The sequence below is a fragment of the Streptomyces sp. NPDC101490 genome, assembly GCF_044767145.1.
GTDB lineage: Bacteria > Actinomycetota > Actinomycetes > Streptomycetales > Streptomycetaceae > Streptomyces.
In genome coordinates, this window is record NZ_JBIWNI010000040.1 from 19,806 (window position 1) to 28,484 (window position 8,679).

An 8,679-nucleotide genomic window follows, 5' to 3' on the forward strand; every position below is an offset into this window, starting at 1 on the left:
CGGAAATGCGGGAGCTGTCGTTCGACCTGACGGTTCAGCCGTGGATCACCGTGGAGATAGAGGGCACGGAGCGGGAGCTTTCTCTGCGTGAGGTGTTCGCCCGGGCCGGAGAGGTACGCCGGATCACGGGTGATCTGCCGACGCAGGAGTTCGCTCTGCTGCGTCTGCTGCTCGCGATCGCCCATGACGCCGTCGACGGCCCGAAGGACCTCGGCCACTGGGCCGGGCTGCGCGATGACCCCCGGTGTTTCGATGTGGTGTCCGACTACCTTGACGTCCACCGCGGAAGGTTCGACCTGCTGGACCCACAGGCGCCGTTCTTCCAGACGGCGGGGCTGCGGACATCGAAGGATGAGGTGTCCTCGCTCAACAGGATCGTTGCCGATGTCCCCAACGGCGAGCCGTTCCTCTCCGCACGGTTACCCGCTGTCGACCGGCTCAGCTTCGCGGAAGCCGCGCGCTGGGTGGTCCACACGCATGCCTTTGACACCTCCGGCATCAAGAGCGGCATGGTGGGCGACGCCCGCGCCAAGGGCGGGAAGGTCTACCCCCTGGGGGTCGGATGGGCCGGATGCCTCGGCGGGGTCTTCGTCGAAGGACGCGACCTGCGCGAGACACTGCTGCTGAACCTCGCGGCAGCAGACACCTGGAGCATTCCTGACGGCGGGGGCCAGGACCTGCCGGTGTGGAGGCGCGAACCGGACGGACCCCAAGGAGGGGAGCGCACCCCGGCCGGGCTGAGGGACCTGTACACGTGGCAGAGCCGACGTCTGCGCCTGCACGCTGACACCGACGGCGTGCACGGAGTCGTCCTCGGCTACGGTGATCCGCTGGCCGCCCGGAACATGCACACCCGTGAGCCGATGACCGCCTGGCGCAGGAGCCAGGCGCAGGAGAAGAAGCACGGCGAGCCGCTCGTGTACATGCCGCGCGAGCACGATCCGACACGGTCCGCGTGGCGTGGCCTCGGATCGATGATCGCCGACCGGGTCCAGAACCAGCCGGACGCCAGTGGGGTGTCAGCCTACCTGCGGCCCGGGATCCTGGACTGGGTGGCCCGTCTGGTGACACGGAGGAAGCTCAGCAAGGGGTTCCTCGTCCGGGCTCGGATCGTCGGCACCGTCTACGGAACGCAGCAGTCCGTCATCGAGGAGGTCGTCGACGACCACCTGACCATGGACGTGATCCTGCTGCACGAGCAGGACCGCGAAGCCGCGCAGCAGGCGATCGACGCGGTCGGGGACGCCGAGAGCGCGGTCAGCGTTCTCGGCGATCTCGCCATGGATATCGCTCGCGCGGCCGGCTCGGAGTCCACCTCCTCCCGTCAGGTGGCACGCGACCGCGGGTTCGGGGAGCTGGAAGGCCCCTACCGTGCCTGGCTCGTTGCGCTGGGGGAGGCAGACGATCCCCTAGACGCACGGGCCGAGTGGCAGGCCCAGGCCCACACGGTCATCTCCCGTCTCGGTAGAGAGATGATCATCGGCGCGGGGGACGCGGCCTGGCAGGGACGCACGGTCGCGTCCAAGCAGGGCGATGTGTGGCTCAACTCCGGCCTGGCCGAACGATGGTTCCAGGCCCGGCTGCGCTCATGTCTGGGCCGGACCTTTCCACCTGGCCTCCCGTCCGACACGCACAAGACGGCGGAACCCTCCTTGAAGGTGCACGCATGACTACTGCCAGCAAGGTCCTGAACCCGGTCGGCGAGCTGGTCGCCCAGCTCTGCCATCAGCTCATCAGCAGATGGCAGCACGGATACCTCAACGACGAGGCCAAAGCGGTAGCGGCCCTCGCCCGGCTGCGGCGTGGAGCGGGCGAGACCGCCGGACAGACGCCGGACCTGTGGGATCTCGTCGACACCCAGCTTCTGCACGGCGTGCGCCGCGACGGCGTGCCGTTGAGCGAGGCGGAACTGGCACGTGCCGAGGACGCCCTGCACGTCTGCCTCACCCTGTGGGCCTCCCACCAGCAGTCCCGCAGCCGTGGCATGCACGAGCTCCACAAGCGGGAACGCCCGAGAGGCCTGGGGGCCGCGGTCCACCGTCTGATGCCGCCCAACGAGATCGACGACGGCCTGCGTAAACGCTTCGTCCGCGTCGGCAACGCACCCGACCTGGCCGCCCTCGCCCGCCACCTCCGGGAAATCGTCACCCTTCTGCGCCGTGACGAGGTCCGCCTCGACTACAGCCTCCTCGCCGGACAGCTCTACCAGTGGCAGTGGCCCGGCGGAGCGGAACGGGTCCGACTGGCGTGGAGCCGCTCCTTCCACGCCTGGAAGGACCACGACCGTGTACCCAGCCAGGCCACCGCCCCCGAAACGGCAGCTCCTGACAGCCCCGACCTCGTGCCCAGCTCCCCCGCCTTCCCTGACAAGGACGTCTCGTGAACCGCTTCTACCTTGACGTGCACGCGCTGCAGACCGTCCCGCCGAGCAATCTCAACCGTGACGACACCGGGGCCCCCAAAAGCGCGGTCTACGGCGGGGTGCCGCGTGCACGTGTCTCCAGCCAGGCCTGGAAGCGCGCCACCCGCGCCTACTTCGGGGACGAGCAACTCCTCGAGCCGCATGAACTGGGCGTCCGCACGAAGAAGATCGTCGAGGTGATCGCCGACCGCATCGCCGCCGCCGACGCCTCCCTCACCGGAAGTCCGGCGCAGCAGCTGGCCGCCGAGGCCGTCCAGGCCACCGGCCTGAAGATCGACGTCCCCCGGCGCAAGGCCGATGCCGCAGCGAAGACCGACGGCCCCGACCCGCTGCCGGAAGCCAAGTACCTGGTTTTCCTCAGCTCCCGGCAGCTCGACGCCCTGGCCGGCCTCGCGCTCGAGGGCGCGGCCGACGGCAAGGCGTTCTTCAAGGAGAAGAAGAACAAGGACCGGGCCAAGGCCCTCGCCGACACCCGTCACTCCGTCGACGTCGCCCTGTTCGGCCGCATGGTCGCCGACGTCACCGACATCAACGTCGACGCCGCCGTGCAGGTCGCGCACGCCATCAGCGTCCACCGCGTCGACAACGAATCGGACTACTTCACCGCCGTCGACGACGAGAACAGGGACGACGAGCCCGGCGCAGGGATGATCGGCACCGTCGACTTCAACTCCGCCACCCTTTACCGGTACGCGGCCCTCGGAGTTCACCAGCTCGCCGCCACCCTTGGCCAGGGACTGCGCGAGGACGAGCCGCCAGTCACCCCGGTCCGCCGGGCCGTCGAGGCGTTCCTCCGCAGCTTCGTCGAATCCCTCCCCAAGGGAAAGATCAACACCTTCGGCAACCACACAGTCCCCGAGGCTGTGATCGTCAAGCTCCGTGCCACCCGCCCCATCAGCTTCGTCTCCGCCTTCGAGGAAGCTGTACGGGGCGACCAGGGCGGACACGTCCGCGAAGCCGCCGAGCGCCTCGCCGAGTACATCCCCGAGATCGAAGCCAAGTACGGCGACGACGCCTCCACCCTCACCTGGATCCTGCGCTTCGGCCCGAACACCCAGAAACTAAGCGGACTCGGCACCGAAGCCGACAGCCTCCGCGACCTCACCACCGCCGTCGGACAGGCCGTCGCCCAGCGCCTGGACACCCCCGCATGAGTGTCCTGACCCTCCAGCTCGCCGGCCCCCTGCAGTCCTGGGGGGCCACCGCCAGGTTCACCCGCCGCACCACCGAAGCCGCCCCGACCAAGAGCGGAGTCATCGGGCTCCTCGCCGCGGCAACCGGCATCCAGCGCGGAGACGACGAACAGCTCAAACCCCTTGCCGCCCTCCGCTTCGGCGTACGGACCGACCAGCCAGGCACACGGCTCCGCGACTTCCAGACCGCCATCAACTGGGACACCGGCAAGTCCATGCCGCTCTCCGAACGCTTCTACCTCGCCGACGCCGTCTTCGTCGCCGCCCTCGAGGGACACCTCGGCCTTCTCACCGAGCTCCACGCCGCGCTCCAGGCCCCGGTCTACCCACCGTTCCTCGGCCGCCGCTCCTGCCCCCCGGCCCAGCCCATCGAACTCGGCCTCCACTCCGACCTGGACCTCATGGAGGCCCTCAGGCAGGAGCCCTGGCAGGCATCCCCCTGGTACAAAAAACGCCACGACGGCCAAACCACAGTGACCCTGCCCGTCCTCTACGAGACACACCAGACCACCACCACGGACACCCTGCGCGACCAGCCGCTCAGCTTCGCCTCCGAGCACCGGCGCCACACCCTGCGCCCCGTCACCCGCACCGAAGTCCAGGTCCAGGCCGACCCCGAAGTCCAGGTCCAGGCCGACCCCGAAGTCCAGGTCCAGGCCGACCCCGAAGTCCAGGTCCAGGCCGACCCCGAAGTCCAGGTCCAGGTCGCCCTCGCACCCCAGCACGACCCGTTCGATGCGCTCCTCCAGGAGAGCCCCTGATGCATCTGACCCGTTTCCGGGTGAACACCGCCCGCCCCGGCGCCCGGCGCCTGCTCTCTTCCCGCCAGGTCCTGCACGCCGCCGTCATGTCGTCGTTCCCCTCCCTGCTGCCCAGCAGTTCGCTCCCCACCGACACCCCCCGCGTCCTGTGGCGCCTGGACCACAACGCTCCCGGGGAGGTCCTGCTCTACCTCGTCAGCCCTGACACCCCCGACCTCACCCATCTGGTGGAACAGGCAGGGTGGCCCACAACCCTGACCGACGGGACCGGCTGGCAGACCCGCCCCTACACCCCACTCCTCGATCGCCTGGCAAAGGGCGGCCGGTGGGGCTTCCGGCTGACTGCCAACCCTGTGCACCACATCCGCCGCACCGACGACGAGCCCCGAAAGCGCACCGCCCACCTGACACCACACCATCAGATGAGCTGGCTCCTGGACACCGACCGGCAGGACCGCAGCGGATTCCGCGTACTCGAAAAACCCGGCCACAAACGGCTCCTGCCCGAAGGAACCACCCACCAGGGCCACCCACACCACGGCGACCGGTACGAACTGACAGTCCGCGACCAGCGCGCCCTGAACTTCGACAAGTCCCGCACCTCCGACGCGAAACGCGGCCGACCCGTCACACTCGTCACAGCCACGTACGACGGCCGCCTCGAAGTCACCGACCCGGACCTCATGCGCCGCACCCTCACCCAAGGCCTCGGAAAGGCCAAAGCGTACGGCTGCGGCCTCATGACCCTCGCACCCCTCCCGAACGAGGCCGCCCGTTGACCTCCATCTCCCGCCGCGGCGCGCCCACCCCGCGTGAGCTGACACGCGCGAGTGAACGCCTCTCCTTCGTCTACCTGGAGCGCTGTACGGTGCACCGGGACGCGAACGCCATCACCGCTTCTGACGTCGACGGCACCACCCACATTCCCGCCGCGACCATCGGTACCCTGCTCCTCGGCCCAGGCACCCGAATCACCCACCAGGCGATGAGCGTCCTCGGAGAAACCGGCGCCGCAGTCGCCTGGGTAGGGGAGCGCAGTGTGCGCTACTATGCCAGCGGCCGAGCCCTGACCAGATCCTCGGCACTCGCCGAGGCCCAAGCCCTCCAGTGGGCCAACAACCGTTCACGCCTCAGCGTCGCCCGCGCCATGTACCAGCTGAGATTCCCTGAGGAGGACCCGAGCGGACTGACCCGCCGCGAACTCCTCGGATACGAAGGCGACCGCGTCAAGAAGTGTTACCACGCCCAGGCCGCGCGCACCGGAGTTCCTTGGCGCGGTCGCAGATACGTACCCGGCGACTTCGCCGCCAGCGATGCGGTCAATCAAGCGATCACCGCCGCAGCCCAGTGCATGTACGGCATCGCCCACGCTGTCGTCACATCACTGGGGTGCAGCCCGGCCCTCGGGTTCGTCCACTCGGGCCACGAACTCTCCTTCGTTCTGGACATTGCCGACCTCTACAAAACAGACATCGGCATCCCTCTAGCCTTCGACATCGCGGCCCAAGGAGAAGAGGACATCGCTCCCCGAACGCGCAGGGCCCTGCGCGACCGCATTCACGAGACGGCACTGCTCGAACGCTGCGTCGATGACATCAAAAGTATTCTCTTCGGAAGTGAAGACAACACTCCGACGGATCCGTCAGCCACTCAGGATGTCGTCACTCTTCACGGCGATAGGGGTGAACAAGTGCCATCTGGCGTGAATTACGGAATCAGCACGGATGGCCTCTACGAAGAACTGGCACTGACCTGGTGACAGTCATCGTTCTGACCAACTGCCCAGCTCCACTACGAGGATTCCTCACCCGATGGCTTCTCGAGATCTCCGCTGGCGTCTTCATCGGAAACCCCTCGGCGCGGATCCGGGACATCCTCTGGCACGAGATCCAACAGTACGCCGATCAAGGGAGGGCCATTCTGGCCCATACCGCCAACAATGAACAGGGTTACACGTTCCGCACCTTCGACCACTCCTGGCGTCCGATCGACCACGACGGCCTGACCCTTATTCACCGCCCCGTACACAGAGAGAAATCGACGGCAGACAGCCCAACGAGCAAGACCGGATGGAGTAAGGCGTCGAAAAGACGCCGCTTCGCACGCTAGAGCGACGATCCTGGGACTCCCTCGCGAGACACAAGACTCACCAAGACGTCTGCAGGGAACGGGCCACATGCGTAACCCACCCCATCCCCGTGCGTACGGGGAGCAGAAAAGAGAGCGCAGTCACGCAACTGCCCTTCTTGGGGGCATCCCCGCAGACGCTTTGGGCTTTTCAGCTTAGCAAGCCCACCACATAGGGTGACCGCATCCGATGAGGTGAGTCGCATGTGCTGCGTTCCGATTGTGGCGACGCACAATTGCTATAAGGCATTTGGGGCGCAGTTACTATCTGCCATTCTTCTTTGGAGACTAGTCTCGTCTCGCCGCGTCGTTGGTACACGCTATCGAGGGCCTGGCAGGTTGGCGCAAGGAGCGGTGGATGCAGCCAGGTAACGTCCCTGCGGATACTCGGAGGAAGTCGTGGACGTTGCCCACACCGCCATCATGATCATGGCAATCAGCCTGGGGGTGCTCTTCTCCTGCATGGTGGGCGCAGTGGCGTTCGCCGTCAGCCGCTGGGACGGCGCCCCGGTCCCCGCCTGCCTCGCTACATCAGGCAAGGCATTTGCGGTCACCCTCACCATGCTTAGCGCTGTCAGCGCGACGGCACTCGCTCTTATCAAGTAGTCGCTGACCTGACGCTGACGGGGGTCTAGCTGCCAGCGCCATGTCCTCACGGACACAGCAAAGTTCACTGAATCCGTGCCGGACCGGGCACCCGCGAGGCGGCCAGGGGCGAGGGCGTTGTGCAGGTGACTCAGCCCCTACGTGCAGGGACGTCCCACCACTTCCGGATATCCGGAAGTGACTCGACACCGGGGTCCCCGACGCGCATGGACGGGCCCATCCTCATCGCCCACCTCAGCAGCGCCCTGGCCGGCCTGGGTCTTGGAGGAAGTTCCGGATCGCAGGGTCGGCGGGGCCGTGTGGGAGCGGGCATCCTCCAGTGCCTAGTCGGCCTCCTTACTGCCGGAGGTCGGGTCCACACTGGCGATCAACAGGAGGCAGGCCGTGGACAGCAGCCGGGCGAGCTGTGAGGCTTCCTCGCAGGTGATCGGCCCGGGGTGCCGTAGGTGTTCGCCGAGGAGGGCGGTGACGGGGGTAAACAGCAGGGCGCCGTCGGCGACGGGAAGACCGCAGGTGTCGACGGCGCGCACCAGGCGGGGGCTGGCGTTGAAGCAGAGGAAGTCGATCTGGCGGCCCGAGGTGGGCGTGGTTGACGGCAAGGGTGCCGTCCGCAGCCCGGCGTCCGGGCAAGGAAAGGCCCCGGTCGCGGTACTGCTTCAGGAGGACAAGGAGCTCGGCCAGGAGCCCTCCGCCGGGGCGACGCGGCGGGGCCGGTGACAGTCCGGCAGTGCGGGCGGGCTGGCCCCGTACGCACAGGCGGGTGAATTCGGTGAACGCGGCGGTGATGTTGGCGGCGAAAGTGTCGGTGCACCGTCACGGCAGGCCGGAACGGCGGCGGAGGCGGGTGATGGGGGCGGGGGTCAGCCGGTGCTGGCGGGGTCCTGGCTCCAGCCGAGTCCCGGTGGCGGCCCGTCCCGGCCGGGCGCGGCGGGCGGCGGGCAGGAAGCGGACGGCGGGGGCGGGGTGGTCCGGTCGGCTTCGTCGACCAGGGCGAGGACGGCGGCGGAACGAGCCGCCCGCCAAGACGCGGCGGCCTCCACGGACAGGCCGGGCGGGACGTGCAGCGCCCGCAGGACCAGCCCGGCCGCCCGGTGCAGCGCGGCGGCCTCCACCACCCGCAGCAGGGCCTCCGGCTCGTGGTCCGCCGCGAGCGGACGCCGGTCCCTGAGGGCGAGGAGCTGGGCACGGGCGCGGCGGGCACGGGCCGGGAGACCCTGCGGGTAGACGGTCACGCCAGCCTCAACGCTCCAACGGCTCGGCACGGTGCGGGGCGCCCGGCGTCCGGACGCCTCCCTACAGGGCGTCCGCTTGGGCACTCATGACGGATCAGCCAACAGATCGTGCTCGGTGGCCATATATGAGTCCCCGAATGGGTGGCGCCCCCGCCACACCAGCGCACGGCGTTGATCGGTGTCCTCATCCGCAAGCTCACGCAGACACTCAACCAGCACCCTGCGCGCTACATCCTGCGGATGGTCGTAGGGACAAACGGCGATGGTCTCGCCCTCCGCAGTCAGCCATACCGACCCGCTCAGCCGCTGGACTTCCCAGGTGAGGAACTCGCTCATGG

11 protein-coding genes are annotated in these 8,679 nt (G+C 68.2%); 8 read left to right on the forward strand and 3 right to left on the reverse strand.

Annotated elements, in window-relative coordinates:
- Positions 1-5: 5 nt before the first annotated feature.
- The 8 genes from casA to ACIRQY_RS34650 all read left to right on the forward strand — a co-directional run bounded on the left by casA (position 6) and on the right by ACIRQY_RS34650 (position 7,109).
- Entirely contained in the window at positions 6-1,670 is a 1,665-nt protein-coding gene (gene casA / locus ACIRQY_RS34615; RefSeq protein ID WP_403932531.1) for a type I-E CRISPR-associated protein Cse1/CasA, read from the forward strand.
- The gene (casB, locus tag ACIRQY_RS34620) at positions 1,667-2,383 is read left to right on the forward strand and encodes a type I-E CRISPR-associated protein Cse2/CasB (RefSeq protein WP_403932498.1); all 717 of its coding nucleotides are present in this window, start codon (positions 1,667-1,669) and stop codon (positions 2,381-2,383) included. Before casA ends, casB begins: the two co-directional genes overlap by 4 nt.
- Positions 2,380-3,576: a type I-E CRISPR-associated protein Cas7/Cse4/CasC gene (cas7e, locus tag ACIRQY_RS34625; protein WP_403932501.1), complete on the forward strand. Its 1,197-nt coding sequence runs from the start codon at positions 2,380-2,382 to the stop codon at positions 3,574-3,576. The genes casB and cas7e overlap by 4 nt, the downstream gene beginning before the upstream one ends.
- Positions 3,573-4,376 (forward strand): type I-E CRISPR-associated protein Cas5/CasD, encoded by an 804-nt coding sequence (gene cas5e, locus ACIRQY_RS34630; RefSeq protein WP_403932504.1) that lies wholly within the window; start codon positions 3,573-3,575, stop codon positions 4,374-4,376. The genes cas7e and cas5e overlap by 4 nt, the downstream gene beginning before the upstream one ends.
- On the forward strand, positions 4,376-5,155 hold the full coding sequence (cas6e, locus tag ACIRQY_RS34635) for a type I-E CRISPR-associated protein Cas6/Cse3/CasE (RefSeq protein ID WP_403932507.1): 780 nt from the start codon (positions 4,376-4,378) through the stop codon (positions 5,153-5,155). The genes cas5e and cas6e overlap by 1 nt, the downstream gene beginning before the upstream one ends.
- Positions 5,152-6,135 carry a type I-E CRISPR-associated endonuclease Cas1e gene (gene cas1e, locus ACIRQY_RS34640; RefSeq protein WP_403932510.1) on the forward strand — a complete coding sequence of 328 codons (984 nt, stop codon included), beginning with the start codon at positions 5,152-5,154 and terminating at the stop codon, positions 6,133-6,135. Before cas6e ends, cas1e begins: the two co-directional genes overlap by 4 nt.
- On the forward strand, positions 6,132-6,485 hold the full coding sequence (cas2e, locus tag ACIRQY_RS34645) for a type I-E CRISPR-associated endoribonuclease Cas2e (protein WP_403932513.1): 354 nt from the start codon (positions 6,132-6,134) through the stop codon (positions 6,483-6,485). Before cas1e ends, cas2e begins: the two co-directional genes overlap by 4 nt.
- A 417-nt stretch (positions 6,486-6,902) precedes the next feature.
- On the forward strand, positions 6,903-7,109 hold the full coding sequence (locus ACIRQY_RS34650; RefSeq protein ID WP_403932516.1) for a hypothetical protein: 207 nt from the start codon (positions 6,903-6,905) through the stop codon (positions 7,107-7,109).
- A gap of 323 nt (positions 7,110-7,432) precedes the next feature.
- Here ACIRQY_RS34650 and ACIRQY_RS34655 read toward each other — a convergent pair whose 3' ends face one another.
- The 3 genes from ACIRQY_RS34655 to ACIRQY_RS34665 all read right to left on the reverse strand — a co-directional run.
- Complete coding sequence (locus tag ACIRQY_RS34655; protein ID WP_403932519.1) at positions 7,433-7,708, reverse strand: hypothetical protein; 276 nt, start codon at positions 7,706-7,708, stop codon at positions 7,433-7,435.
- Between the two features lie 261 nt (positions 7,709-7,969).
- Positions 7,970-8,341, reverse strand: coding sequence for a hypothetical protein (locus tag ACIRQY_RS34660; protein WP_403932522.1), 372 nt, complete (start codon positions 8,339-8,341; stop codon positions 7,970-7,972).
- 84 nt (positions 8,342-8,425) lie between these two features.
- A partial coding sequence (locus tag ACIRQY_RS34665; protein ID WP_403932525.1) for a hypothetical protein occupies positions 8,426-8,679 on the reverse strand: 254 nt, incomplete at its 5' end.

Coding starts and splice junctions, on each gene's coding strand:
- cas5e (WP_403932504.1), top strand. CDS start 3,573: ATGAGTGTCCTGACCCTCCAGCTCGCCGGCCCCCTGCAGTCCTGGGGG.
- cas6e (WP_403932507.1), top strand. CDS start 4,376: ATGCATCTGACCCGTTTCCGGGTGAACACCGCCCGCCCCGGCGCCCGG.
- casB (WP_403932498.1), top strand. CDS start 1,667: ATGACTACTGCCAGCAAGGTCCTGAACCCGGTCGGCGAGCTGGTCGCC.
- casA (WP_403932531.1), top strand. CDS start 6: ATGCGGGAGCTGTCGTTCGACCTGACGGTTCAGCCGTGGATCACCGTG.